Here is a 23,403-nt window from a genome sequence, read left to right as displayed (position 1 = left end):
TGCTGAACTATTCACATTGATTGCAAGTTTGAGCAAGAGTATTTGCCACCATTCGTTCTTTCTGCTATAGATACCCGCCTTAAAATTAGCTGCTTTGCAGTTGACTAGGTGTAAATAGGAGATGCTGTATGCCAGAATCTAAGAAAAAAGCGCTAGGCATCCTAGCCATCGCAGGTGTTGAACCGTACCAAGCAAAACCAGGTGAAGAATACATGTCACCTGAGCAAACGGAACATTTTACAAAAATTTTAGCAGCTTGGCGCAACCAGCTCAGGGAAGAAGTTGATCGTACTGTGCACCACATGCAGGACGAAGCAGCAAATTTCCCAGACCCAGTTGACCGTGCTTCTCAAGAAGAAGAATTCAGCCTAGAGTTACGTAACCGTGACCGTGAGCGCCGTCTTATCAAGAAAATTGAGAAGACACTAGACAAGATCGAAGAAGACGATTTCGGCTTCTGTGACTCTTGCGGTGTCGAGATTGGCATTCGTCGTCTTGAAGCTCGTCCAACTGCTGACCTTTGTATTGACTGTAAAACACTTGCAGAGATCAAAGAGAAACAGATGCAAGGTTAATTCTTGCGGATGTAAAGAAAGGGAGCTTTGGCTCCCTTTTTTGTTTGTTATCCAAGCTGGATATTTCAAGATTTTGATAACAAATCAACAGCTTTAGCTTGTTTTTACGTATTAATACGATGACTAAACGAACCAAAGCAATAGATAAACGTCTTAAGAATCGGCTACTGCGGTACCATCAAGATTAGGTTTTTCACTTATGAATTATATCGGGCGCTTTGCACCATCACCGTCAGGTCCTCTTCATTTTGGATCACTTGTTGCTGCTCTTGGTAGCTACTTTCAAGCGAAATCGAACCAAGGACAATGGTTAGTTCGCATGGAAGACCTCGATCCACCAAGAGAAATGGCCGGCGCTGCAGACCTCATTCTTAAGACGCTTGAGGCTTACCACCTATTTTGGGATGGCGAAGTCGTCTATCAAAGCCAACGCCATAACCTTTACCAAGCTCAAATTGATCAATGGGTCGCTGACAAGCAAGCCTATTACTGTGAATGCACACGCAAGCAGATAAAGTCTTTGGGTGGGTTTTATAATGGTCACTGCCGAAACGCAGGTTTGGTTGATTCAGGCGAACAAGCCGTGCGCTTGTGCATGGACTTTCCAGTCGAGTCTTTTGACGATGTTCGTCACGGCACGATTCAAATCCCTAAAGCATTAGCTGAAGAAGATTTTATTATCAAACGCAGAGATGGATTGTTTGCCTATAACTTGGCGGTTGTCCTTGATGACATCGATCAAGGGGTAACAGAAGTCGTAAGAGGCGCCGACCTGATAGAGCCTACAGGTCGACAAATCAGTTTGTATAAGACACTCAAGCAAAAAACCGTGAGTTACTTGCACTTACCATTGGCAACCGATGGCTTGGGGAATAAACTGTCAAAACAGAACCATGCCACCGCGATCGATCTCGACAACCCAAAACCAACGCTGCTCGACGCTATGCGATTCTTAGGTTTTGGTATCCCGCATGCCCTCTGTGAGGCTTCAATGGATGAGATTTTGTTATGGGGAACTCAGCAATGGAACGTCAGCCAGTTACCTGATAGTTTACAAAAAGAGCACAGCGATTAACTCAAAACTAACGGCAAATAGCAAAAACGACACATAAAAATGCCATAACCAACAGCAGTGGTTAAGCAGACGATGTTCTCAAATGGCTCGCGCTAAGCTATCATTAGCCGCAATTATACTCTGCACTACCACTTTGGACTAAGAGAAAAACAAAGTTGGCGATACCTACTTTGTTCTAAACTAATGAATACAAACGACAATACCTCAAGCGAACAACGCGGATTCCACGAATTAGCTCTGAATATATATACTCGTCAAGAGCACAATATTTCACGCAAGCAGATCAGCGACAACGCACTAAAAGTGCTATATCGCCTGAATGGTGCGGGTTTTGACGCATTTCTAGTCGGTGGTGGTGTTCGCGATATCTTATTAGGCTCACAGCCAAAAGATTTTGATATTGCGACCAACGCAACACCAGAACAAATCAAAAACCTCTTCAGAAACTGTCGCCTTATCGGCCGCCGTTTCCGCTTAGCACATATCATGTTTGGTCGTGACATCATTGAAGTGGCAACTTTCCGTGGCCACCACCAAGAGCCATCGAAAAACGTTTCTGCGCAATCTGATGAAGGCATGTTGCTACGCGATAACGTGTACGGCAATGTTGATGAAGATGCAGAGCGTCGTGACTTCACTATTAATGCGATGTACTACAACATTGCAGACTACAGCATTCACGATTACGCGGGTGGTGTGGAAGATTTAGAAGACAAGCTGATCCGCTTAATTGGCGATCCAGAAACTCGTTACCGTGAAGACCCGGTACGTATGCTTCGCGCAATGCGCTTCGCCGCTAAACTGGATTTCGATATTGAAGAAGATACAGCAGACCCTATCGAAGAGCTGGCACACCTGCTAAAAGATATCCCAGCAGCGCGCCTTTACGAAGAGTCTCTGAAATTACTTCAATCAGGTCACGGTTTAGAAACCTATCACCTAATGCGTGAATACAATCTGTTCCAACAGATGTTCCCTGCAATTGCAGAGCACTTCACTGAAGGTTACGACTCTCATACAGAGCAGATGCTTGACTTAGTACTCGACTCAACCGACCTTCGCATAGAAGATGGCAAGCGAGTAAACCCTGCATTTATGTTTGCAGCGATTCTTTGGTACCCAATGAACAAGCTCGCAGACAAGCTTGTCGCTGAACAGGGTATGGCGCATTACGATGCGATCATGGAAGCGAGCAACATCATTCTTGACCAACAAGTTAAGTCTATTGCTATTCCTCGTCGTCACACGGCGACCGTTCGTGAAGTTTGGCAACTGCAATTGCGACTGCCTCGTCGTAACGGTAAACGTGCCGTTCGTCTTATGGAACTAAATAAGTTCCGTGCTGGTTACGACTTCCTAGAAATGCGTGGCGAGATTGAGGGTGGCGAAACCAAAGAACTAGCAAAATGGTGGGAGCGTTATCAGACCGCAGGCCGCAACATGCGTCAAGCGATGGCTAACGACGTTGCAGCACCATCAAAATCTGGCCATCGTCGCCGTAAGACTTACCGAAATAAAAAGAGTAAGCAGTCCGAATGATAACGGCTTATATTGCGGTCGGCAGCAACCTTGCCGACCCAGTTAGCCAAGCAAACTTGGCTATCGAAACGCTAAAAAGCCTACCGCGATCAACGTTTGTTGCGACCTCTCAGCTATATAGTAGCACTCCAATGGGGCCGCAAAACCAACCTGACTACATCAACGCGGTAGTAGCAATCCAAACCGAATTAACGCCAATTGAACTACTTGATTGCACTCAAAAGATCGAGCTAGAACAAGGGCGCGTCCGTAAAGACGAGCGTTGGGGGCCAAGAACCTTGGATCTCGACATTGTGTTATACGGCAATGAGGTGATCGATTCAGAGCGCTTAATCGTTCCTCATTACGGAATGAAAGAACGAGAGTTTGTACTTTACCCGCTTGCTGAAATCGCACCAAGTTTACAACTCCCTGATGGGACTGAGCTGACAGAACTACTCAAAACAGTTGATAAGAACAGGCTCAATGTTTGGCAACAATAGCCAAGCGCATTAAGGAAAACCAATGAAAAAAGTAACCATTAACGACCTGATCAAATGCAAAAGTGAAGGCCGTAAATTCGCGACGTCGACAGCTTATGATGCGAGCTTTGCTCAGTTATTCGAAAGCCAAGAAATGCCAGTTCTGCTTGTCGGTGACTCACTGGGTATGGTTCTACAAGGCCATAACGACACATTACCAGTAACCGTTGAAGACATTGCTTACCATACTCGCTCAGTGCGTGCAGGTAGCCCAAACTGTCTTCTTATGGCTGACATGCCTTTCATGAGCTACGCAACGCCAGAGCAAGCCTGTGAGAGCGCAGCAACATTGATGCGTGCTGGTGCGAACATGGTAAAAATCGAAGGCGGAAGCTGGTTGGTTGATACTGTGAAGATGCTAACAGAGCGTGCAGTACCAGTATGTGCACACTTAGGCTTAACGCCTCAGTCTGTGAACATTTTTGGTGGTTACAAAGTACAAGGTCGTGACGACGAGCAAGCCGACAAAATGGTTGCTGACGCTCTAGCACTACAAAACGCAGGTGCTCAAATCGTTCTCCTTGAATGTGTACCCGCTTCATTGGCAAAACGAATTACAGAAGCTTGTGACGTACCCGTTATCGGTATCGGCGCAGGTAATGTTACCGATGGTCAGATCCTGGTTATGCATGACATGTTCGGTATTTCTGCGAACTACATGCCGAAATTCTCTAAGAATTTCCTAGCTGAAACAGGTGATATGCGTAAAGCCGTCGCTCTATACAAAGAAGAAGTAGAGAGCGCACGTTTCCCTGATGATGCTCATACAATCGCTTAGGAGTAACTATGCAAACTTTTGCTGAAATAGCGGCTCTTCGTGAGCAGATTAAACAGTTTAAGCGTGATGGACGTACGGTTGCTTTTGTCCCGACAATGGGAAACCTGCATGAAGGTCACCTGACTCTGGTCAAGAAAGCTCGTGAACTGGCGGACATTGTTGTGGTAAGCATCTTTGTTAACCCGATGCAGTTTGATCGTACCGATGACTTGAACAACTACCCTCGTACGTTAGAAGCTGATTTAAGTAAGTTAACAGCCGAAGGTGTTGAGCTCGTGTTTACACCGACACCAGAAGTCATGTACCCAGATGGATTAGATAAACAGACGTTTGTTGAAGTTCCAGGCATATCTCACATGCTTGAAGGCGCGTCTCGTCCAGGTCACTTCCGCGGCGTATCAACGATTGTCACTAAACTGTTTAATATCGTTCAGCCAAACTTTGCATGCTTCGGTGAGAAAGACTTTCAGCAACTTGCTGTTATTCGCCAGATGACAACAGATTTAGCGTTAGACATTGAAGTTGTCGGCGTAGCGACCGTTCGTGAAATGGATGGCTTGGCAATGAGCTCTCGCAATAGCAACCTAACGATTGACGAGCGTCAACGAGCTCCTGTTCTAGCGCGTACTATGCGTTGGGTCAGCAGCGCAATTCGTGGCGGTCGTGATGACTACGCATCTGTTATTGAAGATGCGACAGACCAGCTTCGTGCAGCCGATCTTCAACCCGATGAAATCTTCATTTGCGATGCTAAGACGTTGCAAGCTATCACTTCAGAATCCACACAAGCCGTGATCCTGATGTCAGCTTTCCTAGGTAAGACGCGTCTTATCGACAACCAAGTTCTCGATTTGGTAACGGAAACTAAAGAAGAAGTGAAAGAAGAAACGGCGGAGTAATCAGCCTCTAGCTTGAACGCAAGACATAAAAAAGGTCGATGTAATATCGACCTTTTTCTTTGTCTGTCATTCAGAGCTTAATCCGCTATTTATTAACTACGTAAGCCAATCCCCTTAGTCACTAGATAGTGTGCAACGCCATACAGCGCTACGATAAACACACCCAATACACCAAACGACGTTACAATACCCACATCAGACACTCCCAAGAAGCCATATCTGAACGCGTTAACCATGTACACAATCGGGTTCAGTTTCGACACACCTTGCCAAAATTCAGGTAATAGACTGATCGAGTAAAACACACCACCAAGGTACGTCAGCGGCGTTAAGATAAAGGTCGGGATAATAGAGATATCGTCAAACGTGCGTGCAAATACAGCGTTGATTAAACCACCCAGAGCAAACACAACCGACGTTAGAAATACTGTCGCAATAATCACGCCCCAATGGTCAACTTGCAGGTCGACAAAGAAAAGCGATACGAATGTGACTATGGTACCCACTAACAAGCCACGCACCACACCGCCCATGACGAAACCAGCAATAATCACGTAGTTAGGAACTGGCGCTACAAGCAACTCTTCAATGTTCTTCTGGAATTTGGCACTAAAAAACGATGAAGCAACGTTGGAATATGAGTTAGTGATCACCGACATCATGATCAGGCCGGGAACAATGTATTCCATGTAGCTAAAGCCGTTCATTTCACCAATACGCGCACCGATAAGGTTGCCAAAGATGATGAAATACAGCGTCATGGTAATCGCGGGCGGGACAAGCGTTTGCACCCAGATACGAGTAAAGCGATTGATCTCTTTGGTCAACAAGCTACAGAAAGCGGTCCAATATAGGCTGTACATATTATTTACTCCCCTCACGGACAATACTCACAAATAGCTCTTCTAAACGGTTTGCTTTGTTACGCATAGAGAGGACTTTCACCTGCTGTTCACTCAATTGAGCAAAGATGGTATTCAAACCTAGGTTCTTGTCGATTTCGATTTCTAGCGAACCATTAACCATCACTTGGCTATTCACACCTTCAAGTTTAGGTTCAGTCACGCCCTCTTCAAGATCAAGAATAAAGGTCTCGGCACTCAACTTACCCAGCAGCGACTTCATTGTTGTATTCTCGATCAGCTCACCACGGTTGATAATACCAATGTTACGACACAACATTTCCGCTTCTTCTAGGTAGTGTGTAGTCAAGATAATGGTAATACCCTGCTTCTCATTGATCTCTTTCAGGAACCCCCACATTGAACGGCGCAATTCAATATCAACGCCCGCCGTTGGCTCATCAAGAATCAACAAATGAGGCTCATGCATCAGTGCACGTGCGATCATCAAACGACGCTTCATACCACCAGACAAGTTACGTGCACGTTCGCTACGCTTTTCCCACAAATCGAGCTGAGATAAGTATTTTTTCGCTCGCTCTTTCGCCAGTACTTTCGGCACACCGTAATAACCCGCTTGTTGCAGCACGATCTGCTCAACGGTTTCGAACGGGTTAAAGTTAAACTCTTGCGGCACTAGACCTAAGTTCTGTTTCGCCAACTCCAGATCGGTATCAATGTCGTAGCCAAACACTTTAACCTTGCCTGAAGTTTTGTTAACCAGTGAAGAGATAACACCAATGGTGGTTGATTTACCTGCACCATTTGGACCAAGCAGAGCGTAAAAATCGCCTTTTTCTACTTGTAAACTAACGCCTTTAAGAGCCTCAAAGCCCCCAGCATAAGTTTTTCTTAATTGCTCAATTTCTAATGCATACATAGAGATAGACTGCCATTTGCTATAGATAAGATGTTGATGACCGAGCTTGAGGAAGATAGTAATGCTTAAAACGAGCTAGCAGAAAACTAACCCAAACTTATTTACTCGGCCATTTTGCAAACAAGTCTATCGTTGATTAACGATTAATACAAATACCGAGTGAGGGTTTCTTTCGAAAGCGAACAAGAATATTAGCTACGTAAAGACCAGTTTAGTGTTCAGTAAACATAAAAATGCCGTTAAGTTAATAACTTAACGGCATTAATCACCAATACTAGATTTGGCATCTATAACTGATTCATGTCAGATTATTACTGAAAATTAGACTGACTCAAATTGATGTTCATCTCTATCAACATAGCTTGTTGCAGCTGTCAGAGCTTCATACCTGAATCGGTAAGTGTTAGATTCCGGCACAAGATCAAGCACGTGGAATTTCTCTAGCTGCTGACGAGTATTCTCATTCGGACACAACAAGTACACTTCACACTGCGCATCCAACGCATCTTTAATCGCATTTTCTAGTGCAAGCCCAACCGTCACATCAATCATCGGCACATCTGTTAGATCTAGAATCATCGCTTCGTAATCAGAGATACTAGAGTGCTGACGTGAAATCGCCTTTGAAACACTGAAGATCATCGGCCCAGAAAGGTAAAAGAACAGCACTTTACCATTGGCACTATCCAGTAGCTGACGTTCGCTATCGGTCAATGGGATATCATCTTCATCATCACCATCACTGATCGCCTTAACTTGTCTGGCTTGCTCTCGGCTCAATCTTTCAATAATCAGGATGTTCGATATAAAGACACCAAGACCAACAGCAATAATCAAGTCCACGAATACAGTCAACAGCATCACGCCGTACATTACACCCATGCCGGCATAACTCACTTTGTGTGCTCGCTGGATAAAGCTCCAGTCAAGAATATTGAAACCAACATACATCGCAATGCCAGCCAATACCGCCATAGGGATAGGTTCAGTTAAGCCACCAGCAACCAATACCACCAATGCCAAAACTAAAGCTCGAATAACACCAGAAAGTGGAGAACGAGCACCCACCTGAATATTGGTTACGGTACCCATGGTTGCGCCCGCACCAGGTAGCGCACCAAACAGACCAGAGATCATATTCGCGATGCCTTGGCCACGAAGTTCTTTATCTGAATCATGTTCTTTACGAGTCAGTGAATCTCCGATAACCGCAGTCAGAAGCGTATCAATGCAACCCAACGTACCCAGCACCAAGGCGTCGATAACCATGGTCGTAAATTGTTCAGAACTGATTGTCGGAATAACGAGAGAGGGCAAACCCGCGGGGATCTCACCGATACGGCGGATAGAGTCGGTATCAAAAATAATGACGGATAAAAGGGTGACAGCAACCAAAGCAACCAGTTGAGCGGGCACATACTTACGATATTTAGCCGGAAAACCAAACAAAATACCGAGTGTTAATGCCCCTAAAAACAGTTCGCTTATTTTCAGATGGGCTAACGTATCAGGCAATGCGGAAAGCGTGCCCATCACCCCGCCAGATGGAGCCGCATGTCCTAACAATGGTGATATCTGCAAGATAATCAGAATAACGCCGATACCCGACATAAACCCAGAAATCACGCTATATGGCATCAAAGTAACGTATTTTCCGAGCTTTAAGGTGCCAAGTAATATCTGAAAAGCACCCGCCATCATGACCACGGTAAAGGTCATTGCCATTCCGGTTTCAGGGTACTTAGCCACCATGCTCGTCATCACAGCCGTCATGATCACCGTCATTGGTCCGGTAGGTTCTGATATCAGACTGCTCGAACCGCCAAACAACGCCGCAAATAGACCGACCATGATAGCGCCCCAAAGGCCAGCTTCCGCGCCCGCACCAGACGCAACACCAAATGCCAACGCTAAAGGCAATGAGATGATGGCAGTGGTGACACCGCCAAACATGTCTCCTTTGAGACTGATATCCGCAAAACGACTTCCAAACAAAACACACCTTCCTGATGATGAAAATGACAAACCTTATCACTTTAACAAATGAGTTAATCAGACAGAAAGTGTTAATTCAATCACATTATTCATGACTTATAACCAGATGGTAGTTTCTGTGCTAAGTTAATGATCTTAACGACTAGAACACGTCAGATGAGTACGTGTTGACGCAGTTTTTACGGGATTGAATTTGTAACATTGTGTATAGTTACAATTCTTAATGAAGGGATGTAAGACGCAAAATGCCAGAGATTAAACAGCTTTTTGAAAACAACTCTAAATGGTCTGAAGAAATTCGATCTCAAAGACCTGAGTATTTTACAACGCTTGAAGAAGGGCAAAGCCCTGGCTTTCTATGGATTGGCTGCTCTGATAGCCGAGTACCGGCCGAGCGTCTCACTGGTTTGTATTCTGGCGAACTGTTTGTTCATCGAAATGTAGCAAACCAAGTGGTTCATACCGATCTCAACTGCTTATCCGTTGTACAATACGCCGTTGACGTACTCAAAGTTAAACACATCATTGTATGCGGTCACTATGGTTGTGGTGGTGTTAATGCAGCGATTGATAACCCTAAACTTGGCCTTATCAACAACTGGCTACTCCACATTCGCGATAACTACCTTAAGTACCGTAAGCAAATTGAATCTCTACCTCGTGAACAATGGGGTGACAAGTTGTGCGAAATTAACGTTGCAGAGCAAGTCTACAACCTTGGTAACTCAACCATCATGCAAACCGCATGGGAACGTGGACAAGATATTGAAATCCACGGCGTAGTTTATGGTATTGGTAACGGCAAACTACAAGACCTTGGCGTTCGTTGTTCAAGTAATGACACGCTAGAAAATAGCCACTTAGAAGCGCTTGAAAAAATCCTATCGTCTCCCACTCTTGGTTAACCTTTAACCTTTAACCTTTAACCTTTAACCTTTAACCTTTAACGTCTAACCCGTTGATATAAGAAAGAATAGATATAAGAAAGGCTCGCATTGTACGAGCCTTTTTTGTTTTTCTTCATAGAGCAGTGATTACTCTTGAGGTACTACTTTACCGATGTACGGTAGGTGACGATATTTTTGTGCGTAGTCGATACCAACACCAACAACGAACTCATCAGGAATCTCAAAACCAATCCACTTTGTATCAACAATCACTTCGCGGCGAGAAGGCTTGTCTAATAACGTACAGATTTCGATAGATTTAGGGCCACGTAGGCTCAAAATCTCTTTCACTTTAGTCAGTGTGTTACCTGTATCGATAATGTCTTCTACAAGCAGAACATCTTTACCTTGGATATCATCATCAAGGTCTTTCAAAATACGAACGTCACGTGAGCTTTCCATGCCGTTGCCGTAGCTAGACGCGGTCATGAAATCAACTTGGTGAGTTAAATCGATAGCACGAGCAAGATCCGCCATAAAGACAAAAGATCCACGTAATAAGCCAACTAAAACGAGATCTTCACTGCCTTTGTAGTGCTCCGTGATCTGCTTGCCTAATACGTTCACTCGATCCTGAACTTCTTGCTCAGAGATCATGACTTCAACTGTATGCTTCATACTGCTCTCATTTTATTTGGTGATTGCGACGAATGTTGACAGTTTCGTCAGTTGTGTCGCTCAATTTTGTGGGTAAGTCTAGCACTGCTCAAATACCCACACCACCTTATGGTTCTAATTTACTGTGAGATTCTCAATTAAATGTGCGCTGATGCCCTATCCAATACTCGCTTGCTTTCACATCAATCCTGATCACGCTTTATGGATCTAGTTTGATGTAACTGCCTATAAAACAAGCTCAAAGGATTGACCATTCGCATATGCACCATTACACTCATCTTGGCTTAAATAATAATAAAATCATTAATATAAAAATTTCGTTGGCAAGGAAAATAAAATGGACTCAATATCTAAGAGACCTAGAACTAGGCTTTCACCTTTAAAAAGAAAACTTCAATTGATGGAAATCGCTCTTGAGGTATTCTCTCGCCGCGGTATTGGTCGTGGTGGACACGCTGATATTGCAGACATCGCTCAGGTGTCTGTAGCAACGGTATTTAATTACTTCCCTACCCGTGAAGATCTGGTTGATGAAGTGCTTAATCATGTTGTACGCCAATTCTCTAACTTCCTTTCAGACAATATCGATCTGGATATTCACGCAAAACAAAACCTACATAATATTGCGACTGAAATGGTGACGTTAGTGGCTCACGATAGCCATTGGTTGAACGTATGGTTTGAATGGAGTGCTTCGACTCGTGATGAAGTGTGGCCTCTGTTTGTAACCACTAACCGCACTAACCAGATGTTAGTACAAAACATGTTTAGTAAAGCGATTGAACGCGGCGAAGTTTGCGACGATCACGACCCTAAACATCTAGCGAACCTATTCCACGGCATTTGCTACTCGTTGTTCATCCAAGCGAAACGTGTAGATACTCAAGAAGAACTTTCGACCTTGACGGATAGCTACTTGAACATGCTGTGCATTTATAAGTAGATTCGAGTAAATAACTTAAGGGTTGGCCTAATCGGTCAACCCTTTTTTTGTCGAGTGTAATCGTTCTTCGCATCCCGAGCGCAACATACTCGCATCTCGAATAGAATATTTCTGCTCTTTTCTTCAGACATAAAAAAACCGCTGACGAATCAGCGGTTTTTAAAAATATTAGCGAGTGACTAAGAAAGAATTACTTCTTCTTTTTTACTGCTTTTTTGTTTGGAAGGTCAGTGATTGAACCTTCGAATACTTCCGCAGCTAGACCAACAGACTCGTGTAGAGTTGGGTGAGCGTGGATAGTAAGAGCGATATCTTCTGCATCACAACCCATTTCGATTGCTAGGCCGATTTCACCAAGAAGTTCACCACCGTTAGTACCAACAACAGCACCACCGATTACGCGATGAGTCTCTTTATCAAAGATCATCTTAGTCATACCGTCTGCACAGTCAGAAGCGATTGCACGACCAGAAGCAGCCCAAGGGAAAGTAGCAACTTCGTAGTTCAGGCCTTCCGCTTTCGCTTCTTTCTCAGTCTTACCTACCCAAGCAACTTCTGGCTCAGTGTACGCAATTGATGGGATTACTTTAGGATCGAAGTAGTGCTTCTTACCAGAGATAACTTCAGCAGCTACGTGACCTTCGTGCACACCTTTGTGAGCAAGCATTGGTTGACCAACAACGTCACCGATCGCGTGGATGTGAGGAACGTTAGTACGCATTTGCTTATCAACATTGATGAAGCCACGCTCATCAACTTCGATACCCGCTTTTTCAGCGTCGATAAGTGCACCGTTTGGAACACGACCGATAGCAACAAGAACAGCATCGTAGCGCTCAGCTTCAGCTGGTGCTTTTTTGCCTTCCATTGAAACGTAGATACCATCTTCTTTCGCTTCAACAGCAGTCACTTTAGTTTCAAGCATTAGCTTGAACTTGTTCTTGATGCGTTTAGTGAAGACTTTAACGATGTCTTTATCCGCAGCAGGGATAACTTGATCGAACATCTCAACAACTTCAACTTTAGAACCTAGAGAGTGGTAAACCGTACCCATCTCAAGACCGATGATACCGCCGCCCATGATAAGCAGTTTTTCTGGTACTTCGTTTAGTTCTAGTGCATCCGTGGAATCCCAGATACGTGGGTCTTCATGTGGGATGAACGGAAGTTTGATTGGGCGAGAACCCGCTGCAATGATTGCATTATCAAAGTTAATTGTTGTCGTTTCTTCGCCAACAACCTCGATGCTGTTAGGACCAGTAAACTTACCGAAACCGTTAACAACAGTAACATTACGCATCTTAGCCATACCGCCAAGACCGCCAGTCAGTTGATCAACTACTTTGTCTTTCCAGATACGAACTTTGTTGATGTCCGTTTGTGGCTCGCCGAATACAACGCCGTGCTCTGCCATCGCTTTTGCTTCTTCAATTACTTTAGATACGTGAAGAAGTGCTTTTGATGGAATACAACCAACGTTTAGACATACACCACCAAGAGTGCTGTAACGTTCAACTAGTACTGTTTCTAGACCTAAATCCGCACAACGGAATGCCGCTGAGTAGCCAGCAGGACCTGAACCAAGTACAACAACTTGGGCTTTAATTTCTTTGCTCATTGTGACCTCTTGTAGTCATTATCCCTAACAGGCTGAGTAGATGTTCTTAAAATTATTGGGCTTTCAAACAGGAAACATTTTACAGAGATGTTAACAGTGTGAAAGTAGCTTTAAGTTAGCCTGTGAGCTAGACAACAATTCCCCCGCAGTTTATGAGAAATGCCGGAAACTGTTCTCTAAAAATAGTCTTTATATAAAGAATTAAGGTGACCCGAAAGTCACCTTAATAATTACTTTCTCAATTACAGTACTAGACGACGAATGTCAGATAGTGCGCTGTTTAGGAAAGTAATGAAGCGTGCACCTTCAGCACCATCGATCACGCGGTGATCGTATGATAGAGACAGTGGAAGCTGTAGACGTGGTTGGAACTCTTTACCATTCCAAACTGGCTTAATCTCAGACTTAGATACACCTAGGATACCTACTTCTGGAGCATTTACGATTGGAGTAAATGCAGTACCGCCAATACCACCAAGGCTAGAGATTGTGAAACAACCGCCTTGCATGTCTGCCGCTGTTAGCTTACCAGAACGTGCTTTCTTAGAAACAACCATTAGTTCTTCAGATAGCTCGTAAATACCTTTCTTGTTCACGTCTTTGAAAACAGGAACAACTAGGCCGTTTGGTGTATCAACTGCGATACCCACGTTTACGTACTTCTTAAGAATGATGCTTTCGCCATCGTCAGAAAGAGACGAGTTGAATGCAGGGAATGCTTCTAGCGCTTTAGCAACAGCTTTCATGATGAACACAAGTGGAGTGATCTTCATGCCAGTGTCTTTCTTCGCTTCGATTGCGTTCTGTTCTTTACGGAATGCTTCTAGCTCAGTGATGTCTGCGTTGTCCCACTGTGTAACGTGCGGGATCATTACCCAGTTACGGTGCAGGTTAGCGCCAGAGATCTTCTTAATCTTAGAAAGCTTCTGAACTTCAGTTTCGCCGAACTTGCTGAAGTCAACTTTTGGCCATGGTAGTAGACCAAGAGCAGAACCGTCGCCGCCTTTGCCAGATGCCGCAGCACCAGACTCTAGACGCTTAAGTGCATCTTTAACGTAAGACTGAACGTCTTCTTTAAGGATACGGCTCTTACGACCAGTACCTTTAACCTTAGAAAGGTTAACGCCAAATTCGCGAGCAAGACGACGAACAACTGGAGAAGCGTGCGCGTAGTCACCGTTCTCTTGGAAGTCGCCAGCTGCTGGAGCTACTGCTTCTGCTTTAGGTGCAGGCGCTGCTGCCGGAGCTGCTGCTTGTGCTGGAGCCGCTACTGCTACTGGAGCTGCGCCTTCAACAACGAAAGTCATGATTGAAGAGCCTGTTGACACTTTGTCACCAGCTGCAATCTTGATCTCTTTTACTGTACCAGCGAATGGTGCAGGCACTTCCATTGAAGCTTTGTCGCCTTCAACAGTAATTAGAGATTGCTCTTCTTCTACTGTATCGCCAACCGCTACCATGATTTCAGTAACTTCTACTTCGTCGCCACCGATATCAGGAACGTTCACTTCTTTCTCAGCAGATGCTGCTGGAGCAGCTGCAACTGGTGCCGCCGCTGGAGCAGGAGCTGCTGCAACTGGTGCGCCAGAACCTGCCACTTCAAATACCATTACTAGAGAACCAGTAGATACTGAATCACCAGAAGCGATCTTGATTTCTTTAACGATACCAGCGAATGGTGCAGGTACTTCCATTGAAGCCTTGTCACCTTCAACAGTAAGAAGAGATTGCTCTTCTTCTACTGCGTCACCGATAGCTACCATGATTTCAGTTACTTCAACTTCATCACCGCCGATATCAGGAACGTGAACTTCTTTAAGCTCAGCTGCTGCAGGAGCAGCTGCAACTGGTGCCGCCGCTTCAACTGCTGGAGCAGCCGGTGCTGCTGCAGCACCTTCCGCTTCGAAGATCATGATAAGAGAACCAGTAGAAACAGAATCACCTTCTGAAATCTTGATTTCTTTAACGATACCCGCTTGAGACGCAGGAACTTCCATTGAAGCTTTGTCGCCTTCAACAGTGATCAGTGACTGCTCTTCTTCAACCTTGTCGCCAACGTTTACAAGAATCTCAGTTACTTCAACCTCGTCAGCACCGATGTCTGGTACATTAATTTCGATTGTCATTGTATTTACCTACCTTAATGCCAGTCTTATGCGTATTGCGGGTTAGTTTTTTCAGTGTCGATATCGAACTTAGCAATTGCTTGTGCAACTACAGACTTCTCGATATCACCACGTTTAGCCAGTTCAGTTAGAGCTGCAACTACGATGTAGCCAGCGTTAACTTCGAAGTGACGACGTAGGTTTGCACGGCTGTCAGAGCGGCCGAAACCATCTGTACCAAGTACTTTGTAAGACTCAGTTGGCATGTACGCACGTACTTGCTCAGCGTAGTTCTTCATGTAGTCAGTCACTGCGATTGCAGGTTCTTTACCAAGAACAGTCGTGATGTACGGTACTTTCTCTTCAGCTTCTGGGTGAAGCATGTTGTCACGCTCTACCGCTTGGCCGTCACGAGTTAGTTCGTTGAACGACGTTACAGAGAATACGTCAGAGGCTACGCCGTACTCTTCGCTTAGAATTTCAGCCGCTTTACGCGCTTCGTTCATGATAGTACCAGAGCTCATTAGTTGAACTTTGCCCTTAGCACCAGCGTGAGATTCAAGCTTGTAGATACCCTTACGAATGCCTTCTTCAGCGCCTTCTGGCATTGCTGGCATTGCGTAGTTCTCGTTCATTACTGTTAGGTAGTAGTAAACGTTCTCTTGGTTCTCACCGTACATGCGACGGATACCGTCTTGCATGATAACCGCTAGCTCGTAAGCAAACGTTGGGTCGTAAGAGATACAGTTAGGGATCGTGTTCGCTTGAATGTGCGAGTGACCATCTTCGTGCTGTAGACCTTCACCATTCAGTGTTGTACGACCTGCAGTAGCACCTAGTAGGAAGCCACGAGCTTGTTGGTCGCCTGCTAACCAAGCCATGTCGCCAATACGTTGGAAACCGAACATTGAGTAGTAGATGTAGAACGGGATCATCGGTAGATCGTTTGTGCTGTATGAAGTTGCTGCAGCAACCCATGAAGCCATAGAACCTAGTTCGTTGATACCTTCTTGAAGAACTTGACCAGACGTTGCTTCTTTGTAGTAAGAAACGATGCCTTTATCTTCAGGTGTGTATTCTTGACCGTGTGGGTTGTAGATACCAACCTGACGGAATAGACCTTCCATACCGAATGTACGAGCTTCATCACAGATGATAGGAACAATGTTCTTACCAATGTTCTTATCTTTAAGAAGGATGTTTAGCGTACGTACATAAGCCATAGTTGTAGAGATATCACGCTTCTGCTCACCTAGTAGAGGAGCGAATGCGTCTAGCTCAGGAACCTTGAACTCTTGAGTAAACTTAGGAAGACGTGCAGGCGTGTAACCGTGAAGAGCGTTACGACGAGCGTGCATGTATTCGTACTCAGGCGTACCTTCTTCTAGTTTCAGGTAAGGAAGCTCTGTGATTTTCTCATCAGAAAGAATGTCTTCTAGACCTAGACGATCACGTAGGTGTTGAACATGAGTCATGTCCATTTTCTTAACACCGTGTGCAATGTTCTTACCTTCAGCTGCATCACCCATGCCGTAACCTTTAACAGTCTTAGCTAGGATTACAGTTGGCTTACCGTTTGTCTCTTTTGCATTGTTGAATGCAGCAAACAGTTTAGAAGAATCGTGGCCACCACGCTTAAGAGCGAAGATTTCGTCATCAGTCATGTCTGCAACTAGTGCAGCTGTTTCTGGGTACTTACCAAAGAAGTGCTCACGTACGTATGCGCCATCTTTAGATTTGAATGTCTGGTAGTCACCATCGATAGTTTCATTCATCAGTTGAAGAAGCTTACCTGTCGTGTCTTTAGCCAGTAGTGAATCCCAGTTGCTACCCCAGATAACTTTAACAACGTTCCAACCTGCGCCTTTAAATAGGCCTTCAAGTTCTTGGATGATGCTACCGTTACCCATTACAGGGCCGTCTAGACGCTGTAGGTTACAGTTGATTAGGAAACATAGGTTGTCTAGCTTCTCACGCGCAGCGAAAGAGATAGCACCACGTGATTCTGGCTCATCCATCTCACCGTCACCTAGGAACGCGTATACGCGTTGCGCTGACGTTTCTTTCAGGCCACGGCCATCAAGGTACTTAAGGAAGCGCGCTTGGTAGATCGCAGAGATCGGACCAAGACCCATAGATACAGTAGGGAACTGCCAGAACTCAGGCATCAGTTTCGGGTGCGGGTAAGAAGGGATACCTTTACCATCAACTTCTTGACGGAAGTTATCTAGCTGTTCTTCAGTTAGACGACCTTCAACGAATGCACGAGAGTAGATACCTGGAGAGATGTGACCTTGGTAGTAAACTAGATCGCCACCGTCCGTCTCATTTGGAGCACGGAAGAAGTGGTTGAAACATACTTCGTAGAACGCTGCAGCTGACTGGTAAGAAGCCATGTGACCACCAAGGTCTAGGTCTTTCTTAGAAGCACGCAATACAATCATGATTGCGTTCCAGCGAATAATCGAACGAATACGACGCTCAAGAGTTACGTCACCAGGGTAAGCTGGCTCTTGTGCTGCTGGAATTGTGTTGATGTAGTTTGTGTTGATGCCTGTAGCCATATCAACACCATCTAAACGCGCTTTATCTAGAACTTGTTCTAGTAAATACTGTGCACGTTCTACACCTTCTTCACGTACTACTGACTCAAGAGCTTCTAACCAATCTTGAGTTTCCAGAGCATCAACGTCATGCTTCATGTCAGACATGGCGATCTATCCTTTTTGTTAGTTGGATTCTACTAAACACGTAAAAAGCCGAAGTATTACGGCTATTTACCCTGTTGAATTCGACGTAAGGAACGTTCGCGGCGCGATTCTTCTTTGGTCAAATCCAGCAATGTTTCTTCGATGTAAGCTAAATGAGAATGTGACATTTCACGTGCCTGTTCTGGCTGCCCTGAAACGATCGCATCTACAATGTTAGCTCGATGTATACTCACTTTCTCCACAACGTCTTTACGACGATGCAACAGCTTTAAATTTTCTAAGACGTTTTGTTCGAGTAACGGAGCCAAACTACGAACAATGTGCAATAACACCACATTGTGCGCTGCCTCTGTTAAAGCAATAAGAAAAGCCATCACCGCTGCAGATTCGGCTTCAATATCACCTTTATCTTGCGCACCATGAATCTTATCTTGGCATGCTTGAATTCGAGCAAAGTCTTCATCAGTACCACGCAATGCCGCGAAGTAAGCCGAAATCCCTTCCATCGCATGACGCGATTCCAACAAGTCTAGTTGGGTTTCAGAATGGGACGACAACAAATTAAGCAAAGGATCTGAAAAGCTTTTCCAGATATTTTCGCTAACAAACGTACCTCCACCTTGACGGCGAGTAAGCAAGCGTTTTGCTTCTAAACGTTGTATCGCTTCTCGGATTGAAGGACGAGACACATCGAACTGTTTCGCTAGTTCGCGCTCAGGCGGCAACTGCTGCCCTGGAGCCAGTGTTCCTTCCACTATCAACCTTTCTAACTCTTGTTCGATAACGTCCGAGAGTTTTGGCTGACGAATCCTTTGATAAGCCATAGTTTGTTGTTCTTCTTTTTCTTCGCTGACAATTGGTAATACCAATTTTAAGTTGGGCAGAAATTAACATAATTAAAACGCCACTGTCCAGTGCAAAATTGACCTGCATCATAGAACACAGCATGAATTAACCATGATTTAACAAATGAAATTTAAAACAGCAACTAAATTGGTCTTACCATTTACAGGGGTAATACTTTTGGGGAGGTTTCGTGCTAGAAAGTTTCAGGATAAAAATGAATTGTTTCAGAAAGATTAGTGCCACTTGTTTAAAAATCAAACCAAGCGCACATTTAGGATGGAAATTCTGTTCATAAGTTTTAATAAATTAGCGTTTGATAAGCTCGTCACACTCTCGATTTATTGATGCTCTCCTCTCCACCACTTTCTTTACATAGCAACAACAAAAATTCACAAGTCATTATGCCAGGCGTTGACTATTCAGCGCCTAACAGCAGTAAGGCTATCTAAAGTTGAGGCTTAGCCCTTGAGCTTTTCTTTAAATTTCTGCCAGTCGAAAACCAAGCCAGGATCGGTTTTGCGCAGAGGCGCAATATATTGGTGGCCTGTGATTCGTTCAGTGGTAATTTGAGGGAAACTCGATACCAGTGTTTCCGTTAATTGGGTAAGCGCTTGATACTGCTGCTCGGTGTAAGCCACAAAGTCACTACCTTCCAGTTCAATACCAATCGAGTAATCATTACACCTTTCACGGCCGGCAAAGCTGGACTGGCCAGCGTGCCAAGCTCTATCAAGGAACGAAACAAACTGCACAACCTCACCATCACGACGAATCAAGCAGTGTGCAGAAACACCCATTTGGTGAATCACTTGAAAAAACGGGTGTTCTTCTGGGTCAAGTTTGCCCGTAAAAAACTGTTCGATGTAAGGCCCACCAAATTTCCCCGGAGGTAAACTAATGTTGTGAACCACCAGCAGAGAGATATCGTCGACGCTAGGTCTAACATCAAAATACGGGGAAGGAACATGCCGAGCGTTGTCATACCATCCGTTGAAGCTGATCGTCATCTTGGTCTCACTTTTTTTTCTGCTAGCACAATAAGATTGTGACCTTACCCATAGAGCAGTCACGCTAGCCTCTTTAATTTGAAGTTAAGCAAGAGTATCATTCCATTCCCACTCCCTTTCAAGATTAGATTTGCGATGAAAAACACACATAACAGCCACCAACGCCTTGATTACTTAAAAGAGCAACTGCCTCTCGAGATCACTCGCTCAGTGGCTGAGACCATCAAAGAAGATCTAGGCGGAACGTTAGATCCAGCGGCTGATATTACGGCAAGTCTAATCCCAGCAGACGCAATCAACAGCGCGACCATCATTACCCGTGAGCACGGTGTGTTCTGTGGTAAAGCTTGGGCTGATGAAGTGTTTAAGCAATTGGGCGGTGAGGTGACTATCGAGTGGAACGTAGAAGATGGCGACAAGGTTGAACCAAACCAAACGCTTTGTAGCTTAACTGGCCCAGCACGTGCGCTATTAACCGGTGAGCGTAATGCAATGAACTTCATTCAAACGCTATCTGGCTGTGCGACAACAACAGCGATCTACGCAGATAAAGTTAAGCACACAGAATGCCGCCTGTTAGACACTCGCAAAACAATTCCTGGCCTTCGCAGCGCACTAAAATACGCTGTCGCTTGTGGTGGCGGTTTCAACCACCGTATCGGTGTTTTCGATGCCTACCTAATTAAAGAAAACCACATCATCGCCTGTGGTGGTATTGAAAAAGCTATCTCGACAGCAAAAGAGCTTAACCCGGGTAAAGCTGTGGAAGTTGAAACGGAAAGCCTAGAAGAGCTAGAGCAAGCGATCAGCGCTGGCGCAGACATCATCATGCTAGACAACTTCACCACAGACATGATGCGTGAAGCGGTTAAAATCAATGCGGGCCGCGCTGCATTAGAAAACTCAGGTAACGTCACTCTCGACACTATCGCAGAGTTCGCTGAAACGGGTGTTGATTACATCTCTGTTGGTGCACTGACTAAGCATCTAAAAGCGATGGACCTATCCATGAGATTTAAAGCGTAATCAACTGAATAATAAATATATTTCCGTCAAAGGCATTGTTGATAACAGTGCCTTTTTTATTACCTAAATTATCAATATTTCAATCACTTATTTAAGTTGGTCGCATAATTTTGCGCGCCATATGAAACACCACACTAATAAACACGAAACCACTCGCGGCCAAACCTGAACACCATTCCACTTCCCCATCTCGACTTCTATTCTTTCCATCAACCAGTGCTTGCGCTGAAACAAACTAAATAATGGAATAGAACAATGAATAACAAAAATAAAAGAACAAATCAGAAAGGTTTTACGTTAATTGAATTGATGATTGTGGTGGCGATTATTGGGATCTTATCGGCATTTGCTGTGCCTGCTTATCAAGATTACACAAAAAAAGCGACTCTATCTGAATTTCCAAAAGCCGCCGCTGCTGTAAAAATGGCTGTTGAATTGTGTGCTCATGAAAGTGCTTCCGATGCTGCGACATTTAAAACTAGCTGTATCTCTAACAATAATGGCGTCCCGAATGTGCTAACACTTAACAACATGGAAATTAAAGCTATCGGTGGGAGCGCTTCTGGTGCTGTCGATGTTCGCATAAAAGCATCGGCAACCAAAGGACCTATAAAAACTGGCGAGACCTATGTTATGACAGCAACTTATGCTGCTGTAGGTATTACTTGGGCAACTAAATGTTACACCGATGCCGCACTTGCTAATACACAAGATACTTATTGCCCATAATGCTAACCAACCTTCCAACCGTTCTACGTCAGGCTGATCTACTTAGCCTAACTCAAGAACAGGCCGTTGCGGAACATGTGCAAGTTTCAGGTGTTTCTACACCTGAAGCTTTACTCGTTCTTGATTTCTTCACCGGCGATTCCTTAGCAAACAATATCAAAACCATCTTCGGCTTACCGTTAGTGCAACTAGCCAGTACTGACTACGAAACCTTGTGTGAGCAATTGGGGCTTCGTGAGCTGATCACCAAATATCGAGCAATCCCGATTTCAGTTTCTAGTTCTACTCTTACGCTCGCCTCGGCTGATCCGACCGACTTACAAGCTGAAGACGACTTTCGATTCGCGACAGGATTGCAGATTGAATTGGTTGTCGCTAATTACTCTGAATTAGAAGGCGCAATACGAAAGCTGTATGGCCGTTCTATTTCCGGGCAAGATTCCAAGCGCAAAGAGATCACCCAAGATGAGCTAGCCAACCTTGTTGAGATATCTGACGACGAGATAACGTCCATTGAAGACCTCAGCCAAGACGACTCCCCGGTTAGCCGCTTTATCAACCAGATACTAGTCGATGCGGTACGTAAAGGCGCTTCTGATATCCACTTCGAACCTTACGAAGAGCACTATCGTGTACGACTGCGCTGTGATGGTATTCTTGTTGAGATACAGCAGCCCGCTTCTCACTTAAGTCGTCGTCTATCGGCGCGCTTGAAGATCCTCGCCAAACTTGATATCGCTGAACGGCGCTTGCCTCAAGATGGTCGTATTAAATTACGTTTAAATGACGAACTGGCGATTGATATGCGGGTATCGACGCTGCCAACATTATGGGGAGAAAAGATCGTTCTGCGTCTCTTAGACAGCAGCGCTGCCAATCTCGATATCGATAAGCTCGGTTACAGCGAGGATCAAAAAGCACTCTACCTTAATGCATTGAAACGCCCGCAAGGGATGATCTTAATGACCGGGCCAACCGGCAGTGGCAAAACCGTCTCTCTCTATACTGGCCTTCGAGTGCTCAACACCACTGAACGCAACATCTCAACAGCCGAAGATCCTGTGGAGATTAACCTGTGTGGCATCAATCAGGTACAAGTGACGCCTAAGATCGGCTTTGGATTTGCTGAGGCGCTGCGATCATTTTTACGACAAGATCCTGATGTGGTGATGGTTGGAGAGATCCGCGACTTGGAAACCGCAGAGATCGCGATCAAAGCCTCACAAACAGGCCACTTAGTGCTTTCGACACTACACACCAATTCTGCAGCAGAAACCGTGACTCGCCTCTCTCATATGGGGATAGAACCTTTTAACCTCGCTTCATCATTAAGCCTGATTATCGCCCAACGACTGGCAAGACGATTGTGCAATCACTGTAAAGCCGCTGACGACTCTCCGGACATATTTCTGCGTCACTCTATCCCTAACAATCAAACGATCTACAAAGCCAATCCACAAGGATGCAATGAGTGTAATCAGGGATACTCGGGGCGAGTCGGTATCTATGAAGTCATGCCTTTTAGCGACCAATTGAAAAATAGCCTGATAGACAAGCCGAACGCGTTAGCCATTGAAAACTTGGCACACCGAGAAGGCATGAGAACTTTACAAGAATCAGGGCTAGATAAACTGCTTGAAGGCACCACCAGCTATCAAGAGCTACAACGTGTTCTATACCTATAATTCA

Annotated in this window: 20 protein-coding genes; 11 read left to right on the top strand and 9 right to left on the bottom strand. The window is 44.8% G+C overall.

Annotation, left to right across the window (positions count from 1 at the left end; translation table 11 throughout):
* Positions 1-128 precede the first annotated feature (128 nt).
* From dksA to panC, 6 genes are all read left to right on the top strand, one after another.
* A complete protein-coding gene (dksA, locus tag L3V35_RS16870; protein WP_017073117.1) occupies positions 129-575 on the top strand; it encodes an RNA polymerase-binding protein DksA in 447 nt (148 codons plus the stop codon).
* A 199-nt stretch (positions 576-774) separates the two neighbouring features.
* Positions 775-1,650, top strand: a complete 876-nt coding sequence (gene gluQRS / locus L3V35_RS16865; RefSeq protein WP_054547497.1) for a tRNA glutamyl-Q(34) synthetase GluQRS — start codon at positions 775-777, stop codon at positions 1,648-1,650.
* Positions 1,651-1,833: 183 nt separating this feature from the next.
* Positions 1,834-3,189 carry a polynucleotide adenylyltransferase PcnB gene (gene pcnB, locus L3V35_RS16860; protein ID WP_065205138.1) on the top strand — a complete coding sequence of 452 codons (1,356 nt, stop codon included), beginning with the start codon at positions 1,834-1,836 and terminating at the stop codon, positions 3,187-3,189.
* The gene (gene folK, locus L3V35_RS16855; RefSeq protein ID WP_237300308.1) at positions 3,186-3,671 is read left to right on the top strand and encodes a 2-amino-4-hydroxy-6-hydroxymethyldihydropteridine diphosphokinase; all 486 of its coding nucleotides are present in this window, start codon (positions 3,186-3,188) and stop codon (positions 3,669-3,671) included. The genes pcnB and folK overlap by 4 nt, the downstream gene beginning before the upstream one ends.
* A 22-nt stretch (positions 3,672-3,693) precedes the next feature.
* Positions 3,694-4,488, top strand: a complete 795-nt coding sequence (gene panB, locus L3V35_RS16850; RefSeq protein ID WP_054547495.1) for a 3-methyl-2-oxobutanoate hydroxymethyltransferase — start codon at positions 3,694-3,696, stop codon at positions 4,486-4,488.
* An 8-nt stretch (positions 4,489-4,496) separates the two neighbouring features.
* Positions 4,497-5,387, top strand: a complete 891-nt coding sequence (gene panC, locus L3V35_RS16845) for a pantoate--beta-alanine ligase (protein ID WP_065205139.1) — start codon at positions 4,497-4,499, stop codon at positions 5,385-5,387.
* Positions 5,388-5,479: 92 nt separating this feature from the next.
* On the opposite strand, the gene L3V35_RS16840 is transcribed toward panC, so the two are convergent.
* The 3 genes from L3V35_RS16840 to L3V35_RS16830 all read right to left on the bottom strand — a co-directional run bounded on the left by L3V35_RS16840 (position 5,480) and on the right by L3V35_RS16830 (position 9,122).
* On the bottom strand, positions 5,480-6,250 hold the full coding sequence (locus L3V35_RS16840; RefSeq protein WP_004735456.1) for an ABC transporter permease: 771 nt from the start codon (positions 6,248-6,250) through the stop codon (positions 5,480-5,482).
* 1 nt (position 6,251) lies between these two features.
* Positions 6,252-7,169: an ABC transporter ATP-binding protein gene (locus L3V35_RS16835; protein ID WP_237300307.1), complete on the bottom strand. Its 918-nt coding sequence runs from the start codon at positions 7,167-7,169 to the stop codon at positions 6,252-6,254.
* Positions 7,170-7,490: 321 nt separating this feature from the next.
* On the bottom strand, positions 7,491-9,122 hold the full coding sequence (locus L3V35_RS16830) for a SulP family inorganic anion transporter (protein ID WP_237300357.1): 1,632 nt from the start codon (positions 9,120-9,122) through the stop codon (positions 7,491-7,493).
* Between the two features lie 287 nt (positions 9,123-9,409).
* Here L3V35_RS16830 and can point away from each other — a divergent pair, with 287 nt between their 5' ends.
* A complete protein-coding gene (gene can, locus L3V35_RS16825) occupies positions 9,410-10,069 on the top strand; it encodes a carbonate dehydratase (RefSeq protein ID WP_004735453.1) in 660 nt (219 codons plus the stop codon).
* 129 nt (positions 10,070-10,198) lie between these two features.
* Here can and hpt read toward each other — a convergent pair whose 3' ends face one another.
* Entirely contained in the window at positions 10,199-10,729 is a 531-nt protein-coding gene (gene hpt / locus L3V35_RS16820) for a hypoxanthine phosphoribosyltransferase (RefSeq protein ID WP_004735452.1), read from the bottom strand.
* Between the two features lie 337 nt (positions 10,730-11,066).
* Here hpt and L3V35_RS16815 point away from each other — a divergent pair, with 337 nt between their 5' ends.
* Positions 11,067-11,672, top strand: coding sequence for a LuxR/HapR/OpaR family quorum-sensing transcriptional regulator (locus tag L3V35_RS16815; RefSeq protein ID WP_054547492.1), 606 nt, complete (start codon positions 11,067-11,069; stop codon positions 11,670-11,672).
* A gap of 190 nt (positions 11,673-11,862) precedes the next feature.
* On the opposite strand, the gene lpdA is transcribed toward L3V35_RS16815, so the two are convergent.
* The 5 genes from lpdA to ampD all read right to left on the bottom strand — a co-directional run bounded on the left by lpdA (position 11,863) and on the right by ampD (position 19,959).
* Positions 11,863-13,290, bottom strand: a complete 1,428-nt coding sequence (gene lpdA, locus L3V35_RS16810; protein WP_017106891.1) for a dihydrolipoyl dehydrogenase — start codon at positions 13,288-13,290, stop codon at positions 11,863-11,865.
* Between the two features lie 242 nt (positions 13,291-13,532).
* Complete coding sequence (aceF, locus tag L3V35_RS16805; RefSeq protein ID WP_054547491.1) at positions 13,533-15,416, bottom strand: pyruvate dehydrogenase complex dihydrolipoyllysine-residue acetyltransferase; 1,884 nt, start codon at positions 15,414-15,416, stop codon at positions 13,533-13,535.
* A gap of 26 nt (positions 15,417-15,442) precedes the next feature.
* Positions 15,443-18,106 carry a pyruvate dehydrogenase (acetyl-transferring), homodimeric type gene (gene aceE, locus L3V35_RS16800; RefSeq protein WP_054547490.1) on the bottom strand — a complete coding sequence of 888 codons (2,664 nt, stop codon included), beginning with the start codon at positions 18,104-18,106 and terminating at the stop codon, positions 15,443-15,445.
* Between the two features lie 62 nt (positions 18,107-18,168).
* The gene (gene pdhR, locus L3V35_RS16795; RefSeq protein ID WP_017629813.1) at positions 18,169-18,930 is read right to left on the bottom strand and encodes a pyruvate dehydrogenase complex transcriptional repressor PdhR; all 762 of its coding nucleotides are present in this window, start codon (positions 18,928-18,930) and stop codon (positions 18,169-18,171) included.
* A gap of 480 nt (positions 18,931-19,410) precedes the next feature.
* Positions 19,411-19,959: a 1,6-anhydro-N-acetylmuramyl-L-alanine amidase AmpD gene (gene ampD / locus L3V35_RS16790; RefSeq protein ID WP_114633998.1), complete on the bottom strand. Its 549-nt coding sequence runs from the start codon at positions 19,957-19,959 to the stop codon at positions 19,411-19,413.
* Between the two features lie 135 nt (positions 19,960-20,094).
* Here ampD and nadC point away from each other — a divergent pair, with 135 nt between their 5' ends.
* From nadC to pilB, 3 genes are all read left to right on the top strand, one after another.
* Entirely contained in the window at positions 20,095-20,985 is an 891-nt protein-coding gene (gene nadC / locus L3V35_RS16785; RefSeq protein WP_114633999.1) for a carboxylating nicotinate-nucleotide diphosphorylase, read from the top strand.
* 255 nt (positions 20,986-21,240) lie between these two features.
* Complete coding sequence (locus L3V35_RS16780) at positions 21,241-21,714, top strand: prepilin-type N-terminal cleavage/methylation domain-containing protein (protein WP_054547487.1); 474 nt, start codon at positions 21,241-21,243, stop codon at positions 21,712-21,714.
* Positions 21,714-23,399 carry a type IV-A pilus assembly ATPase PilB gene (gene pilB, locus L3V35_RS16775; protein ID WP_237300306.1) on the top strand — a complete coding sequence of 562 codons (1,686 nt, stop codon included), beginning with the start codon at positions 21,714-21,716 and terminating at the stop codon, positions 23,397-23,399. The genes L3V35_RS16780 and pilB overlap by 1 nt, the downstream gene beginning before the upstream one ends.
* Positions 23,400-23,403: the final 4 nt, after the last annotated feature.

The organism is Vibrio sp. L5-1 (assembly GCF_021728315.1).
Lineage (GTDB): Bacteria > Pseudomonadota > Gammaproteobacteria > Enterobacterales > Vibrionaceae > Vibrio > Vibrio splendidus_K.
The sequence above is the reverse complement of the archived record's forward strand: the minus strand, read 5'-3'. Positions and strand labels throughout refer to the sequence as shown.